Origin of the sequence: Bacillus sp. UNC438CL73TsuS30, assembly GCF_000482325.1 — a bacterium.
Lineage (GTDB): Bacteria > Bacillota > Bacilli > Bacillales > Cytobacillaceae > Neobacillus.
On record NZ_AXVA01000027.1, the window covers coordinates 18099 to 34535 of the forward strand.

Consider the following 16437-nt stretch of genomic DNA (forward strand, 5'->3'; position numbering starts at 1 on the left):
CAAAGAAAATGCGCTAGAATTAGCTCTAACGCGTTTTTCTTTGCGAAAAGTTATAAATTAGCTATCTACACGCTGATAATTCTTATTGAAATAGCCATATAGGAAATCAACATTGTGGTAATCAGTTGGTTTGTGCTGATCGAAAAGACGGTCACGAAGCAAGGTTGTAAGTGGATCCACTGCGTGAATCGTTTCGCCCCATTTCCGAGCCGATCTTTGAACCATTGAAGCACGTGGAATTCGAACTTCCTGGTATGTTTTAAAGGCTTCTTCGTAGGAATTATGTCTTTTTAGTTCTTCTCCCAACACGAACGCATCTTCAAGTGCTTGAACGCCGCCTTGAGCTAAATATTGAAGCATGGCATGACCAGAATCACCTAATAATGTAATTTTGCCTTTTGTCCAATTTTCGATTGGTTCACGGTCATACATTTGCCAGCGGAATTGGCGGTTAATGTAATTTAATGCATTTTGCACTTTTGGATGACTATTTTCAAAACGACGTGCCATTTCTTCTGGTGTTCCCCAGTCTTCCACTGTAGCATCATAAGATTTAAATACCACTACCTGATTATAAAGCTCACCACGGCGAACTGGGTATTGTACCATGTGAAGGTTTGGTCCAATCCACATGATTACATCATCTAAGTCTAAGTTTGTGCCATGAGCTATTTCTTCAATTGGAATGGCCCCACGGTAAGCTACATACGCTGAGTTTACTGGTTCATCATCAATAAAAAGTTTGCGAAGCTTTGATTTTACCCCATCCGCACCAATAACAGCCTCAGCACTAAACGTTTCACCATTTTGGTTGACAACAGTTACTGTATCACCATTTTGTTCCGCAGTTTGAATACATTGATTTGTAAAGAATTGGATATTACCGCGTTTTTGACATGCTTCATAAAGGACTCTGTGCAAGTCAGACCGATGCAATACGATATAAGGTTGGCCGTATTCTTTTTGGAAAGCTTCCCCTAAGTCTAGAGTTGCTAATTCTTTTGCAGTATAAACATCTTTTAATACAAGACGTTTTGGGAACACTGCATATTTCACAATTTCTTCCTTTACACCTAACCGGTCTAAAACTTCTAACGCATTGGGTGCCAACTGAATCCCTGCACCTATTTCCCCAAATTCAGGTGCCTGCTCAAAAACTGCAATTGATTTTCCAGTTTCCTGGATTGATAGAGCTGCTGCTAAACCGCCGATTCCTCCACCGACGATAATGATGTCGCTTACATTAGCCATTGAAAATTACCTCCAATTAATTTATTATTTTCCATAAATAGAGAACTGCGTTCCTAATAAGTAAACTTTAAATCATTTTTCACTATTTCGTCAATACAAATGTTGAAAAATTTAGAAACTTCTAATCTCCTTTCTTAATATTAAAATCCAATCAACTGAGTTATTTTTCTGAAAACAAATAATATTGACAATCCTTAAAAATTCAATTAGTATTTTTATAAATAGTGAACTAAGTTTATAATTAGTGGAAACAGGGAGGATAACAATGAAACTTATAAATTTTACAGCCGCAGGGCATACACGTGCAGGGGCAATCGTTGATAATAAAGTGATCGACTTAAACTATGCTTATCAAGCACAGTTAAAAGCAGAAGGAAAATACCGATACGAAGCGATCGCAAACGCATATGTGCCAAATAATACCGATGAGTTATACCAAGGTGGTAAGGAATCACTGAAACTAGCACAAAATGCCGTTGATTTCATTTTAGCTAATCCTGAAAGCTTTGATAAAATAGTAATTTACAATCTTGAGGATGTTAAGGTAGAAGCGCCTGTGCAGCGTCCAGGCAAAATTATTTGCGTTGGTCACAACTACCGAGAGCACATTTTAGAAATGGGCCGGGAAATCCCTTCGAACCCAGTTATTTTTGCGAAATTTGCTAATACCATCTTAGGACCAGAGGACGCTATCCCACACTATCCAATTTCTGACCAGCTTGACTATGAAGCAGAGTTTACTTTTGTTGTCGGAAAACAAGCTCGCAATGTTTCCGAAGAGGATGCATTAGACTATGTAGCAGGTTATACCATTACAAATGACGTAACCTATCGTGATATTCAACGTCGCACTCTTCAATGGCTGCAAGGAAAAACAGTAGAAGGCAGTGCACCAATGGGACCATATTTAGTAACTGCCGATGAAATACCGAATCCATCCGGCTTAGATGTTGTCTTAAAAGTTAATGGTGAAGTACGTCAAAAAACGAATACTGCCAATCTAGTATTCACTGTTCAAAAATTAGTAGCTTTCTTATCAAATTTAATGACCTTAGAGCCGGGAGATGTTGTATTAACGGGAACTCCTGGGGGCGTTGGAGTTGCGATGAATCCACCAAAATTTTTAAAAGATGGGGATATAGTTACTATTGAAATCGATCAAATTGGTGTACTCGAAAATAAAGTAAAGGCAACAGAAGTGGTAGCCACAGTTTAATTAGAAGATACAAAAGGGTTGAGTAGCATACACGCGGCTCCCCTTTTCCCTATATATTTAAATAGTAGAGGAGAATGTGAAATGGCTGAAGTAAATCAAGAAGTTCAGGAATTTATGAAAAGTTCAATTGTAACCGATTACACAAAAGATATTCAACAATACAACTTAGGACCTCTTTGGGAAGCAATTCCAGCAATTATGCACAAGACGCCAAAGCCTCAAGCACAAGCTTATCTTTGGAGCGATGAATTAATCAAAAAGAAAATGGCTGAAGCAGCTCAAATCTTCACACCAGAACGCGGCGGTGAACGTCGTGCGATATATTTCCAAAATCCTGGTTTAACATATCGTGAACCTTGGGGATGGGGATCTACAACTCAAACGATTTATGCTGCGGTACAAATGTTATTGCCTGGTGAAAAAGCTCCATCTCACCGTCACTCACAAAGTGCATTGCGCTTCATTTCTGAAGGATCAGGTGCATACACGATCGTACAGGGTGAGCGTATTTTCATGGAGGAAGGCGACTTTTTAATTACGCCAAAGAACTTATGGCATGGGCATGCACATTTGGGTACAGAGCCTATGTATTGGATGGATGCTTTAGATATTCCGACTATTTATTCAATCGGCGGTACATTCTTTGAACCTTATGAAGATGGCCTGCAACAACCAGATATTCCAGATAATTTTACGGAGAGACGTTATCGCGGCGGCATGGTACGTCCTGTTGGTGATGATAAGTTCACGGTTGCTCCACTTGCTAATTATAAATGGGATCGCACTGTAGAAGGAATTAAAGGCCTGATGGAATTCGATCCAAATCCACACCATGGATATGCAGTTGAATACATTAACCCCTCAACAGGTAAATCGGCTAACCCGACACTTGGCACTAGAATGCAGCATTTGCCAAAAGGTATTCAAACAAAGGCATTACGCCATACACACTCAACGGTATACCAAGTACACAAAGGTGAAGGTTTTACCGTAATTAACGGCGTTCGCTTCGATTGGAAAAAAGGTGATTACTTCGTTGTTCCAAACTGGGCTTGGTATGAACACTCTGCATCAGAAGACTCTTACCTATTCTCAGTAAACGATTTACCGATTATGAACCGTTTCGACTTAGAACAAGAGCAATCATTTGAGGAAAATAACGGTCACCAACAAATTACTGGTGAATTTAAAGCAGACTTCCGTTAATAGATTCGGCAAGGTTAACTAAGGGGTAGAACTCAGATTCTTCCAATACAAAGTAGAATAAAAGACCATCTCAGGTCGCCGTAATGGCTTTGAGATGGTCTTTTTTATCAGCTATTATAGTTTCTTATCAAAATCATTTTACAACCTATTTGGTTGTTTGACCAAATGCTTGGTCCACATACTGACAAACACAAACACAAGAAGTGATACAACGATAGGGATTGTTACACTATTCATACCAAATAAATTAACATGGAAGTGATAAATATAAACATACGAAACAAGTCCGACAATCATCGAAGTAATCGCTCCGTATTTATTGGCACTTTTCCAATAAAGACCTAACACCACGACCCATAAAAATGCCGATTCTAGCCCGCCAAATGCAAATAAGTTTAGCCAAATTAATAGATCTGGCGGATTTAATGCAAATAACACAACGGCAATTCCGACCACTGTTGTCACAATAAAGCTCATACGTTTTATTTCAGCATCTTTTGCACTTGGTTTAATAAAATTTAAATATACATCTTTTACAAGCGTCGAGCTTACTAAAATTAATAAGGCGTTTACCGTTGACATTATGGCTGCCATTGGAGCAGCTAATACAATTCCAGCAAGAACAGGCGGTAAAATATCGAGCGTTAATGTTGGCATCACTTTATCGCCAATTTCAATCCCTGGAATCACGGCACGTCCGAATACACCGATTAAATGCATCCCAAACATAATAGTCCCAATCCCGATGGTTCCAATAATGATTGCCCGATGCATTCCTTTTGAATCTTTATAGCTCATCGCACGAACGGCAATTTGCGGCAAGCCAATTACACCGATTCCAATTAAAATCCAGAAGGTTGATACATAAAGCGGTGAAAGGCTTGAATCTGCACCGTATGGCGAAACAAGATTTGGATTCTCTGCAACAAGATTGGCCATAATGGCAGAAACCCCTCCTCCTTCGATGGTAACCGCTACAAGGAGAATGACTGTACCTATAATCATAACGGAACCCTGCAGTGCATCTGTTAATGCAACAGCCGCAAAGCCGCCAATAATTACATATACAAGCACCGCTACGGCAAAGATGAGCAAGGCACCCCGGTAAGGTAACCCAGTTAAGGATTCGATTAATCGTGCTCCACCAACCCATTGCGCTGTCATCGATGCGAATAAAAAAACAAAAATAGCAATTGCAGAAAGCAGCACAATCGCATTGGATTGATAACGAGCCTTTAGGAAGTCAATTAACGTAATTGCCTCATATTTACGTGCAATAATCGCAAACTTTTTCCCTAGAATCATCAAGACAAAATAACCCGCAGGTAATTGAGCCATTGCAAGCAGCACCCATCCTAGACCTGTTTGATACGCTACACCGGGACCACCAATAAAGCTTGATGCACTTCCATATGTCGCCATCATGGTCATTGCGAGCAGGAAGCCACCCATTTCACGTCCACCAAGGAAATAATCCGATAGGAACGATTCTGATTGACGAACACGTGCATTTGCCCAAAAGCCAATAAAGAATATAATGACAAGGAATAATGCAAGTGGAATGATTACTTGCCAGTGCATTCTTCATCTTCCTCCTCAAGTGAAACTTCGGAAAAGAAGAATTTCATGACGATGGCGATTAACACTATCATAAAGATCGTACCAGCAATACAGCTATAAAAGAACCATGCCGGAAAACCGAGGATGTACGTATATGTCGTCGGGTCCTGACTTCCAAGACCGTACGCAAATCCATACCAAATAGCAAAGTTAATTATCACAAGAATGACACCTATCTTTGCTTCTCGGTGTGCAATTCTAAAACGTTTATCTTCCATAAGTTCACACCTTTCCTTACTTCATTTTAAGTTTAATTTACTGAAAGACAAGTATTATATACAATAAAACTGTCTGCACTAGCATCTTCAGCAAAGAAACATGCGCCGCCTTTGGGTTCATCAAAGCCGTCCGAATGAGCACTTGATTCAGACACGATTGTGCTTGGCTACATCAAAGCTGTCCGAATGAACTCTTGATTCGGACACGATGATTCTTGGCTACATCGAAGCTGTCCGAATGAACTCTTGATTCGGACACGATTGCCCTTGGCTACATCAAAGCTGTCCGAATGAACTCTTGATTTGGACACGATTGCCCTTGGCTAAGTCAAAGCTGTCCGAATGAGCACTTGATTCGGACACGATTGCCCTTGGCTACATCAAAGCTGTCCGAATGAACTCTTGATTCGGACACGATGATTCTTGGATACATCCAAGCTGTCCGAATGAGCACTTGATTCAGACACGATTGTTCTTGGCTACATCGAAGCTGTCCGAATGAACTCTTGATTCGGACACGATTGTTCTTGGCTACATCGAAGCTGTCCGAATGAGCACTTGATTCAGACACGATTGCCCTTGGCTAAACCAAAGCTATCCGAATGAACTCTTGATTCGGACACGATTGCCCTCGGCTAAACCAAAGCTGTCCGAATGAACTCTTGATTCGGACACGATTGCCTTGGCTACATGGAGGCTATCCGAAAAGCCTCTAAATGGAATACTTTTTATACCAAGATCAACAAAGTTTACGAAAAGAGCCTTAAATAAAAAAGGGGGAACCTTAAAAGTTTTTATACTTTAAGGTTCCCCCTTTTTAAATTACCCTGTTATTTTTGCTTATAGCACCTTACTTAAGAAAGCCTTCGTTCTTTCATGCTGAGGGTCACCGAATAACTGATTCGGTTCATTTTCTTCTACGATATACCCTCCATCCATGAAGATAACACGATCTCCAACTTCTCGGGCAAATCCCATTTCATGTGTAACAACTACCATCGTCATGCCTTCTTTAGCAAGCTGCTTCATAACCTCTAAAACATCCCCGACCATTTCCGGGTCAAGTGCAGAAGTCGGTTCGTCAAAAAGCATGATTTTAGGATTCATGGCCAGTGCTCTTGCAATGGCAACACGCTGTTTTTGTCCGCCGGATAGTTCTCCCGGGTAGCTGTTTGCCTTTTCTTTAAGCCCAACCTTATTAAGCAGCTCTAGAGCGATTTTTTCAGCTTCCGCTTTATCCATTGAAAGAATTTTAATAGGTCCTAAAGTGATATTTTCTAAAACAGTTTTATGAGGAAACAGATTAAATTGTTGAAATACCATTCCAACTTCTTGTCTTACTTTGTTTATATTAATTTTGGGGTCCGTTATATTATGTCCATTAATTACCACTTCTCCACCTGAGATTTCCTCTAGGCGGTTTAGGCAGCGAAGAAATGTACTCTTACCTGATCCAGAAGGACCAATTACGCATATTACTTCTTTTTCTTTTATTTCTGCATTAATATCTTTTAATACCTCTAGATTCCCGAAGGATTTTCTTAAGTTTTTCACTGTTATAATGCTCATCGAACCTGAATCCTCCTTTCAACAAAATTAGCAAGAAGGGTTAATAAATAAATGATGATAAAGTAAATTACACCTACAGCCAGCCAAATCTTAAATGCTTCAAAAGTTGCCGAAGCCTGAATTTGACCCTGCTGTGTTAAATCTGCAATACCAATAACGGATAATAGGGAAGTGTCTTTTAAACTAATAATGGATTGGTTCGTAATGGTAGGCAGCATTCTTCTGAAAGCCTGAGGCAGGACTACGTAGCGCATGGTTTGCGCTCCAGTAAAACCAATCGATCTAGCTGCTTCAGTTTGTCCCTTATCGATCGATTGAATTCCTGCTCTGATAATTTCTGCAAAATATGCCCCTGCGTTAATGGCAACGGTGATGATACCAGCCGTTGTACTGTTCAAGGAAATTAAATGTAGGGAATTCACTCCAAAGTAAATAAAAAATAGCTGTACGATGAATGGTGTTCCTCGAATTGCATCAACATACACCTTAGCAATCCAATTCAAGATTTTAATAGGTGCTAGCCTGAACAAGGCCATCACTAAACCAATTAAAAAACCTAGAATAATGGCAATAACAAATATATAAATTGTGACTTGAAGTCCTTTTAATAATATCGGTAAAGATGCAGTAATTACGTCCACTGTTTCATCCCCTTTCAAGAAGAAAGCGCGCTTTTATGCGCGCCTTTTAACTATATTATTTGCCAAGATAAGATTTTACAATTTTATCATATGTTCCATCTTTTTTGAGTTCAGCTAGACCTTTATTAATTTTTTCAATTAAATCCTTGTTTTGACCTTTCAAAACAGCAATTCCATATTGGTCGCCATTTAATCGATCACCCACAATTTTCAAACCAAGATCCTTTTGAGCAATAGCGTAAGAGATAACTGGGTAGTCTTCAATAAGTGCATCTGCATTTCCATTAGAAACTTCTTGGAACATTGCAGGACTATCGTTAAATTGAACGACTTTGATTCCTAGTTTCGATGCATTATCTTGTGCATATTTCGCACCTGTTGTACCTTTTTTAACAGCAACAGTTTTTCCTTTAAGGTCATTAACTGACTTAATAATTGAATTATCTTTTTTAACAACAACAGTTAAGCCCGCATCAAAATACGGAGTTGAGAAGTCTACTACCTTTTTTCTTTCATCTGTAATGCTCATGCCAGCAATCGCTACATCAAGCTGATTAGCTTGCATCGCTGGAATAATTCCTCCAAAATCCATTGGATTAAGTTCAATCTTAAAGCCCTGATTTTTCGCAATTGCATTGATCAAATCAATATCGATACCCTTATAATCATTTCCATCTTTATATTCAAATGGAGGGTAAGTGGTATCCACGCCTACTTTATATACCTTTTCACTATCCGCTTTCTCTCCTGTTGTTTCCTTGCTTCCGCAAGCAGCGATAAAGAGAGTAAGGATTAAAAATAAACTAAATAAACCAAATTTCTTCATTCATAGCACCCCTATTTTTTAGATTATTTTTAATAGAATAAAAATATTACTTTATTAATATATCACAGATATTAAACATTATTAAAGTATTAATTTTTTGGCATTTAAATTCATCTTGTTTAATGAATATAAATAAATCAAAAATTTGAAATATCTATTATATTTATTTTTCAATATTGCCGATTAAATTATTTAAAAATAACAAACCTCTTAAATTTGAGTAATTGTTATCCCCCTTAACAAAAAAAATCCCCCAAACTAATTAGAATGAGGGGGCGTTTCCTAATTTAAGGTTAACGAGGTTCTTACTTAGTTATCTTCAACTGTGTACGCGTTGAAAACATCGGATAAATCGTACTGTGAATCAAACTCCATAACATTTCGAGAGCAAAATATGCCATCGCCAAACTCGATAATGTAAAGATCCCGCGTAAAAGCTTCTCTCCAATAAATTTCCGGGACCAAGCGACCAACAAAGATATGCCAACACACCATGCAAAAGCACCAGCAGCAAAGCCAACAAACAAAATCACCAGCTTATCCATTAACGGCATGCCTGTAATACGGGCTGCAAAACCTCCGCCAATCCCGCCCCAAAACGCAATACCAAACGGATTAGCAATTGAAAACACAATCCCCGTCAAAAAATCCCGCTGTTCTTTCGTTCCTGATTGATTCAAATCAATGGGTTTACGAGCGTCTAAAAAGGACATCCATGCCATTCGGAGTAAAAAAGCAGCACCAGCAATCCCCAAAATGATTTGTACTGCCAAAAAGTGAAAAACTAGTGCCACACCTGTTAGCCCGACTATAGCCCAGAGCAAATCACCTAGTAAAGCCCCAGTCTCCACGAAGAACGCTGGCATAAATCCCCGTTTTAATCCCCTTCGTAACGCTTCTGTGTTGACCGCTCCAGGGGCTGCACTGTAAACAAATCCTAGAATACAAGCTGTTATAATTAAACTAGTCATTCAAACAACCCTTTCCGTTGCTCACGCATCCACTCGGCAACTTGAATTTCCATTTCAACGCATCCCCAGTGAGGATACGATATTCCTTAGGAATGTACACAATAATCATCCTTTCAACTTGTAAATAAATTTTAATAAATAAGCTTCCGATAAAAAAATAATATTATACAAACTGACATAAAAAAAGGTACAATAACGAACAAATATACATGTCAGAAGGAATGCAAATGAATAATACCATTTTTACTTTTAAAGATAACTCCCCAAAATACAAACAAATCTACGAGAAATTTAAATCATTTATTGAACAAGGTGACATTTTGGCGAATGAGCAAATGCCCTCCATCCGAGGGCTTGCTGATTCCTTACAGGTAAGCCGTAATACAACATTAATGGCATATGAACAACTTGTCGCTGAAGGGTATATTCGTGGAGAGGGCCGAAAAGGTTATTTGGTAAATAAGTTAGAACCCCTAATATCTCAGGACACATTAATCTCTCATAATAAAAAGCAAACAGAATCCAAGAAACCTCCGATAGTGAATTTCAGGGCAGATGCCGTTGATCAAACACATTTCCCATTGAAAATTTGGAGAAGAATTGCCAATCAAGTATTAACATTACATGATAGTTTTCGATACGGAGAGCCATTTGGGGAAGTAGCCTTGCGCGAACAAATCTCCACGTATTTATTCCAATCACGCGGAGTGAAAACAAATGCAAAAGCAATTATTATCGGAAGTAGTACCCAACAAATGCTTGTATACCTTGGGCATATACTGAAGGACAAATTCCAGAGTATTATAGTTGAAGACCCAGGTTACGATGGTGCAAGGGAAGCTTTTCAATTCCATCGTTTTATGTTTGAAACTTTGCCAGTTTATGAAACAGGAACTGATCTTTCACAATTAGAACAAACGAGGTCACAGCTAATCTATGTAACACCCTCCCATCAAAGTCCAATAGGAGTAAGCATGTCCATTCAGCAAAGGCAAATGCTTATACATTGGGCTAACAAGATGCATGGATATATTATTGAAGATGATTATGATAGTGAATTTCGCTATACGCAACAACCATTTCCAGCACTTGCTTCCATGGATTCAAAAAAAGTCATTTACCTAGGGAATTTCTCAAAGTCCTTTCTTCCAGGAATCCGTCTAAGTTATATGGTGCTGCCAGAGGAACTTTTAAACCGTTATAAAAATCAATTTCTTCATTTTGAGAGTACCACCTCACTCCTTAGCCAACTTACAATGGCTAAATTTATGGAGGAGGGGGAATGGAATCGCCATATTAAACGAATGCGTCTTGTTTATAAGCGAAAAATGCAGTGCTTAGTTTCGGAATTAAAGGAACATTTCAAACAAAATATATCCATTATTGGGGAGCAGTCAGGTTTGTATGTATTAGTTAAAGTACATCTAAATCGTTCAGAAGAATGGTTAATCGAGCGCGCTTCCATTTATGGGGTTAAAGTGTTTCCTACCTCCATCTATTTCATAAAAAATCATTCCAATGAACCAATTATTAAACTCGGGTTCAGTAATCTTACCAATGATGAAATACAGTTAGGAGTGAAGCTTTTAAAAGAGGCTTGGGCATAAAAAACACCCCTCTGTCGTTAGTCGATTCTAACGATTGAGGGGCGTTCCAGTTATTTGATTAAATCTATCAACGCACAGCACTCAACATGTCTTGATAGTAGGTCGCAGACACTTTTTCTAAAAAAGATGTAGTGGTGTTTACCTATTTAAATTAAATAAAAAAAGAAAAAACAGTAGTACAAGCAAAACGATATGGGGAAGACAAGGTCGGTGTAGATGCGATAAATGAAGTGGATGGTGCAGCTGGATACTACAATGCAACCAAAAAGATAGTAATAACCAATCGTTATTATACTGAGGTTGCAAAGATGTCCTGCAAGAGAAATAGAGTTACTTTATTTTACAGGGATGACTTGGTAAGGATGATTAATCGTACAACGATGCACAAATTAAGACTTCAAAATAGAAACAACCCATTGAATATGTTTTAAATATTCCAAGACATGTTAACAAAACATTCGTTAAACATGTCTTTTTTATATAGAAGAGCCATATTCAAATCTGCACTACACAGAATACATTATAGTCAGACCTAATAGTAAGTGTCTTTGGTGTGAAAGAGAGGAGGAAAAAAATTTGCCCTTGAAAACAAGAGCAGAATTCCAATGCAATTTGAAGAATTTTCAAAAGCCAAATACTTTTGGCGCTTCAATCGAGTATGGATTTATTAAGGTGCCGAGAGAAGGATTTTTATGCTCTCGACTCGCCCAGGTCTCACTTTACCAAGCACTCTACTACGAGTACACCTTATCTGCCTAGCCTTCGCTATGAGGACGGTCAACATCTGGGGGGCTAAATCCCATCTAACGGGAGACACTACGAGAGTAAATCGTAGCCGGGGCAGACGGGATACCCAACGGAAAGCTTTTACGTCATTTTACAACAGCACATTTGCCTTTCAAACATACCGAGGAGCGCTTCGCTACATCTTTAATTGTGATTAAAGTAATTTAAAATGGATTGTCCAATCCATGTTTATCATTTTAAAGTAAATTCATTAAATCCTTTTTAACTCTACCTTGTATATTTTAATCGACCGATAATTTACTCTTGAATTTCTATTTTTCATCTCCAATATTGTTGATTTTTGTATAATTGGATTGAGGTGAAACATATGAGTAAAGAAGCACAAGAATATGAATATAGCGATGATGAAACCTTAAAAAGAGCAATTGAATTAATTAAAAAAGGAAGCACAGAGGAAGAAGTACGAAATAAGTTTAGTTTGTCAGATGATGATATGGTTTTGATTGACTTTATTATTAACGAATTCTAATTTTCACGCTTGCAATATACCAACAATAAAGGAAACAGAACCAAATTAAGTAGTAGGAACTTAACAGATGGTCATCATGATACAAACACAGATACACAAAAAGTTGAGAAACTTAAATTTATCATAAGAAAATATCTATGGAGAAAACATATTAGCTGGTCTAATTATGAAAATGCCTTAATCTTATTGGAACAAAATAAGGAAGAATGTGATTTTGTCGATGTTGGATTTAGTTAAAACAGGAGAAAAAATCATTGCTTTAGATGAGTCACGGGCTAAAAGCATTGGTGATGATGACAGCCGCTTGTATAAGTGCTAGAGAACAATGTAATTATTGACTCTCCGTTAAAGAATACTGTTGATACAAAAGCGAGAAAAAGGACTATTATTTTGGTCCTTTGTTTTTCTCCTTATTTTACTAAAGCATCCGTTACTTTAAGTACATTTCTTCACAAACTTTCCAAATGTAGATGGCAAGCGTTGTCCGGAAATATTGGGCGTAAAGCCCGCGTTCGGCTCCGTCTCTTCGACTAAACCCAAATTACAGAAATCCATTTTTCTTATTCCATTTGACAGAATGGAACTGTTTTTCGAATATCCTTAATCCTTCCTCTGGACTTATTGCATTAATTATCTCGCGCTCAAATAGTTCAATTTTTTCTTGTAGCTCTTTTATTTTTCCTTCTTGTTCTTTAATCGTTTTGTCTCTTTGTTTAAGTTTGATTTCATAAGCCTGGAGCTGTATTTTTGTTTTTTCTAATTCATCCATATATTCCACCCCTAAAAAACAAAATTCTACACTTTCCTTTATTCCATTTTATTCTAAAAAATATTTCACAATGATTTCGTCCATAAGGATAACCCTTTTTTATCAATTTCTTGTCGGTTAAGTCTAGGTTACTATCAATTCCCCCAAATTTCATTACAGACTTTTTCGGAATTTGTCGGACAAAATATTCGAACCATTAACTTCTCATAAATCCACCACCATCGCATTTATAAACTTTTAAGTATACTTGATTTAACAAAAAAATCTAAAATCTCAGTAGAGGTCTTAATGGGGTATCGTCAGGAAAATTGTTCAGCTAAACTGCCCCTTTAGTTGAACAACAAAAAAGCCGCCAATTATGGCAGCCCAATCATCAAGTATTAAGTTTAAACAATCCTTGCTCTTTCCATTGGTCGAAATATTTTTGATAACCCATTTCCTCAGCGGTCATAGTGTATTGCTTATCTCCCAATTTAAAAGTATGAGGTCCTGACAATTCTTCAAAGGTCGGATTCCCGCCTACATCCCCGAAAAGCATTTCGAATGTATTCACATCCACTGAATGTGTGGTTCCATTCTCGTAGGTTTCAAGAAGAATGTAATCAACCTCCTCCAGTGCAAGAGCTGTATGCCCCTTAAACATCAAACCAGCTTCATTTAATGACAGATATAATTGAATCATATTCAACCTCTACTCTTCCTGAAAAATTCATTACCTTATTTGAACTAACCTGCCCCTTAGTCGAACAAAGAAAAAGTGTAGCCATTGCACCCCCTTGACCAAACTCAAGCCCATTACCTTAAGTGTAATTCTTGACAAATGGTCAATCGAAAAAGCTGTTTAACCAAAATTAAACAGCCTTCATTTAATTAATTACTGTTTTGAAAATAATAAGCTGATAGATATTTTTTCTGTTTTAATAACATTAGGAAAGACAAACAAAGGAAAAATGATGCTATACAATATACCGCTACAATATTAAATGAATCAGCAATTAATCCCATCATCATTGTTGAAACTCCAAAAGTTATCATAATCAGTGTAGTTTGTGCAGCGTAAACCTTTGCTAAAAGTCTGCCTTGAATCATACTTTGTATGAAAGTATGAATTGAAATGTTAGTGAATTCTTGAAAAAAACCATTAACTCCAATTAGTAATAGAGCCAATAAAGGAATCTTATTTATTCCAAACAAAGCTGTTGTTAAGAATACCATAAAGCTGCCTTTGATTATGGTCATCCCCGTACTCATATCCATTTCTCGAGGTCTTCGATAAACATAAACTCCAGCAAGCGACAACCCTAATAATAAAGCAGTGTTAATATACCCCCACCAACCTGTATCCACTTTTAATTGTTGTATCATAAATGGATAAAGAAGAGCCGAGACCCATACTGTATTTGCACTGACGTTCAAAAGTAAAAATAAATGTATTGTTCGAAAACTTTTGTTTTGAATAATGATTTTCCAGCCCTCAGTAAATGAAGCTATTTTGTTCTCAGTATGCTGCGACCTTTGCTTTTGTCCCGTATCCTTAATCAAGAACATCATCAATGTGGACAGTATATACAGGATAAATGTTAAGAAAAACAATCCATCGGTTCCTAGTAAACTCGCCAATACTCCACCTATTGCCCAACCACCAAGCTGAATAAATTGGCTTATAGAAGAAAGAACACTGTTTGCTTTTGCTAACTCATTCGATGGAACCAAAGAAGGAAGCAATGCACTACTTGAGGGACTAGAAAATCCATCTAAGAAGGAAATAAGGAAAACTAACACAAAAATAAAAATTAACGTCGAAGTTGATAAATAAAACCAACAAAAAATCGCCAACAACAGTAAAATCAATGTTTTACTTAATTGTGAATACGACAATATTGATTTCAACCTATATTTATCAATAATGAAAGGAGCTAATGCTCCACTCAAACTTCCCGATACCATCTTGGTCAAAGGAACCAGAGAAACATAAAACGCTGATTTTGTATCACCATATACAATCGTAATAAGAGCGATAATATAAAATACATCACCGCCATCTGCTAATGACTGTCCTATGGTCAAAAATCGGAATGATTTATTTTTCAATGTAATATCCCCTTATATTAAATTGTAAGTCCTCTTTAAAAGGGTAATGATTACATTGGACACACTCCTAAAAATGGTATTGTTTAATACCTTATATATTCTTGATTGTATGAGAATGTCCTTCAGGATATTATGATGAATTTTAGTTTAAATCTTGTGCAACTAACCTGCCCATTTAGTGGAATAAAAAAGGCTGCCGAAGCAGCCCCCTATTCTTCAACACAAGCACCCGATAGTTTAAGTGTAATTCTTCACAAAATTTTCTCGGTAGAAACCTTTCATAAAAATTGTTGACGTGATGGTTTATCTAATAATAAAAAGGCACTACCTCATTGTTGAAGTAATGCACCTTAGCTTACAGTCACTTACACTTATTAATATTGCTTCTTAGTATAGGTGGTCCCAATTTTTCATTCTTTGAATTAGAAAGACGAACCTGCACTTCTACATTTTCCATCTTTGCTGTTATTTCATCAATTCTTCCTGCCCAAGTCGGACTATCTATTTCTGGAGTTGGATAAAGTCTGAAACGCCAACTTATTTCACTCGGCTTAAAAGCGAATCCTTCATAACTGTCGTAATTGCCAAAAGAGGATGGTTCAGGAAGGTGAACTCCAAGGACTAATATTAGTTCGTGCGAAACTAGGCGGACGCAACCGCACTTTATAAATTAATGCTGTACCCTTTGCATTTTCAAGTTTTTTATCTATTGGTTCCAAGACCATACTACATGGGAAGGTAGCTGCCTTTAATTGTAAAGGATAAATACAAAAAGTTGAGATGATAAATATGCTTAAAATAAATCGTTTCATAATGCACCTCTTACAATTCTTTTTGGTTAATTTACCCTCATTATGTTCTAAATATAGATACTCCTTCTTCAAGTAACCTGCCCCGTTAGTTTAAGTGAAATCATTCACATATTTTCAAAATAACAATTTTACCAAATGCTTCTTTGGTAGAAAAAGAAAATCATGTAGTCTTAACTGAAGGGAATATTATTGGAGTGTAAAAAAACAAAAGCATGTCGTGATAAAAGGAGTGAGGTATCCCACTCCTCTTCTTTCTGTGTTAATTGTTAAACAACAACATAACATAATTGTTAAATTAAGCATAAAACTTTACTTTTCTAATCCTTCAGTAAAAGATAACCCCTGTGTTTTCTAAAGTCATTTA

Annotated in this window: 16 protein-coding genes and 1 pseudogene; 5 read left to right on the forward strand and 12 right to left on the reverse strand. The window is 37.2% G+C overall.

What is annotated here, in order from left to right:
* Positions 1-57: 57 nt before the first annotated feature.
* On the reverse strand, positions 58-1251 hold the full coding sequence (locus tag M028_RS0110700; RefSeq protein WP_026573912.1) for an FAD-dependent monooxygenase: 1194 nt from the start codon (positions 1249-1251) through the stop codon (positions 58-60).
* A 265-nt stretch (positions 1252-1516) separates the two neighbouring features.
* Here M028_RS0110700 and M028_RS0110705 point away from each other — a divergent pair, with 265 nt between their 5' ends.
* Together M028_RS0110705 and M028_RS0110710 are read left to right on the forward strand one after the other, a co-directional pair.
* Positions 1517-2467 carry a fumarylacetoacetate hydrolase family protein gene (locus M028_RS0110705; RefSeq protein ID WP_026573913.1) on the forward strand — a complete coding sequence of 317 codons (951 nt, stop codon included), beginning with the start codon at positions 1517-1519 and terminating at the stop codon, positions 2465-2467.
* Between the two features lie 81 nt (positions 2468-2548).
* Positions 2549-3673: a cupin domain-containing protein gene (locus tag M028_RS0110710; protein ID WP_026573914.1), complete on the forward strand. Its 1125-nt coding sequence runs from the start codon at positions 2549-2551 to the stop codon at positions 3671-3673.
* A gap of 138 nt (positions 3674-3811) precedes the next feature.
* Here the strand turns inward: M028_RS0110710 and panF are convergent, their stop codons facing one another.
* The 7 genes from panF to M028_RS31475 form a co-directional block, all read right to left on the reverse strand.
* Entirely contained in the window at positions 3812-5254 is a 1443-nt protein-coding gene (gene panF / locus M028_RS0110715; protein WP_026573915.1) for a sodium/pantothenate symporter, read from the reverse strand.
* The gene (locus M028_RS0110720) at positions 5239-5511 is read right to left on the reverse strand and encodes a YhdT family protein (RefSeq protein ID WP_026573916.1); all 273 of its coding nucleotides are present in this window, start codon (positions 5509-5511) and stop codon (positions 5239-5241) included. The genes panF and M028_RS0110720 overlap by 16 nt, the downstream gene beginning before the upstream one ends.
* Positions 5512-5839: 328 nt before the next feature.
* Positions 5840-6082 (reverse strand): hypothetical protein, encoded by a 243-nt coding sequence (locus M028_RS32745; protein WP_155925559.1) that lies wholly within the window; start codon positions 6080-6082, stop codon positions 5840-5842.
* A 269-nt stretch (positions 6083-6351) separates the two neighbouring features.
* Positions 6352-7080, reverse strand: a complete 729-nt coding sequence (locus tag M028_RS0110725; RefSeq protein ID WP_026573917.1) for an amino acid ABC transporter ATP-binding protein — start codon at positions 7078-7080, stop codon at positions 6352-6354.
* Positions 7077-7721, reverse strand: coding sequence for an amino acid ABC transporter permease (locus M028_RS0110730; protein WP_026573918.1), 645 nt, complete (start codon positions 7719-7721; stop codon positions 7077-7079). Before M028_RS0110730 ends, M028_RS0110725 begins: the two co-directional genes overlap by 4 nt.
* Positions 7722-7776: 55 nt before the next feature.
* Positions 7777-8547, reverse strand: a complete 771-nt coding sequence (locus M028_RS0110735) for a transporter substrate-binding domain-containing protein (protein ID WP_026573919.1) — start codon at positions 8545-8547, stop codon at positions 7777-7779.
* Between the two features lie 305 nt (positions 8548-8852).
* Complete coding sequence (locus M028_RS31475; protein ID WP_051591006.1) at positions 8853-9518, reverse strand: LysE family transporter; 666 nt, start codon at positions 9516-9518, stop codon at positions 8853-8855.
* A gap of 227 nt (positions 9519-9745) precedes the next feature.
* Between M028_RS31475 and pdxR the strand changes: the two genes are divergently transcribed.
* From pdxR to M028_RS32750, 3 genes are all read left to right on the forward strand, one after another.
* Entirely contained in the window at positions 9746-11125 is a 1380-nt protein-coding gene (gene pdxR, locus M028_RS0110745; RefSeq protein ID WP_026573920.1) for a MocR-like pyridoxine biosynthesis transcription factor PdxR, read from the forward strand.
* Positions 11126-11280: 155 nt separating this feature from the next.
* Positions 11281-11556 carry a restriction endonuclease gene (locus tag M028_RS34055; RefSeq protein WP_081810718.1) on the forward strand — a complete coding sequence of 92 codons (276 nt, stop codon included), beginning with the start codon at positions 11281-11283 and terminating at the stop codon, positions 11554-11556.
* Between the two features lie 683 nt (positions 11557-12239).
* Positions 12240-12401: a hypothetical protein gene (locus M028_RS32750; protein WP_155925561.1), complete on the forward strand. Its 162-nt coding sequence runs from the start codon at positions 12240-12242 to the stop codon at positions 12399-12401.
* A gap of 541 nt (positions 12402-12942) precedes the next feature.
* Here M028_RS32750 and M028_RS0110765 read toward each other — a convergent pair.
* The 4 genes and pseudogenes from M028_RS0110765 to M028_RS33565 all read right to left on the reverse strand — a co-directional run bounded on the left by M028_RS0110765 (position 12943) and on the right by M028_RS33565 (position 16073).
* The gene (locus M028_RS0110765) at positions 12943-13170 is read right to left on the reverse strand and encodes a hypothetical protein (RefSeq protein WP_026573922.1); all 228 of its coding nucleotides are present in this window, start codon (positions 13168-13170) and stop codon (positions 12943-12945) included.
* A gap of 373 nt (positions 13171-13543) precedes the next feature.
* A complete protein-coding gene (locus M028_RS0110770; RefSeq protein ID WP_026573923.1) occupies positions 13544-13852 on the reverse strand; it encodes a hypothetical protein in 309 nt (102 codons plus the stop codon).
* Between the two features lie 188 nt (positions 13853-14040).
* A complete protein-coding gene (locus M028_RS29815) occupies positions 14041-15261 on the reverse strand; it encodes an MFS transporter (protein WP_051591007.1) in 1221 nt (406 codons plus the stop codon).
* A gap of 361 nt (positions 15262-15622) precedes the next feature.
* Positions 15623-16073 (reverse strand): annotated as a pseudogene (locus M028_RS33565) (hypothetical protein).
* Between the last annotated feature and the right edge of the window lie 364 nt (positions 16074-16437).